Source organism: Deinococcus pimensis DSM 21231, from assembly GCF_000519345.1.
In the GTDB taxonomy this organism is placed as follows: Bacteria; Deinococcota; Deinococci; order Deinococcales; family Deinococcaceae; genus Deinococcus_A; species Deinococcus_A pimensis.
This window is the reverse complement of the sequence record NZ_KI912635.1, coordinates 29628-29979: the sequence shown is the minus strand read 5'-3', so window position 1 is coordinate 29979 and position 352 is coordinate 29628. Positions and strand designations below refer to the sequence as shown.

General features: G+C 73.8%; 1 pseudogene. It reads left to right on the top strand.

The features are described from left to right. A pseudogene (locus DEIPI_RS39175) lies at nucleotides 1-352 on the top strand (nicotinate phosphoribosyltransferase); the annotation flags it as partial.

The window sequence follows — 352 nt, the reverse complement described above, 5'->3', positions numbered from 1 at the left end:
GCGGCGCGCGGGCACCGCCTCCGGGGCGTGCGGCTCGACTCGGGCGACCTCGCCTACCTCAGCCGCAAGGTCCGCGAGACACTCGACGAGGCGGGCTTCACGGACGTGCGGATCGTCGCGTCGAACGACCTCGACGAGTTCGTCATCGACTCCGTCATCCGCGAGGGCGGACGCATCGACGTGTACGGCGTCGGCACGCGCCTCGTCACGGGCGGCGGGGAGGGCGGCGGCGCGCTCGGCGGGGTGTACAAGCTCGTGCGCATCCACGGGGANCCGCGCATGAAGCTCACGGCGGACCGCGCCAAGGCGACCGTGCCGGGCCTCAAACGCGTCTGGCGCGTCCGGGACGACG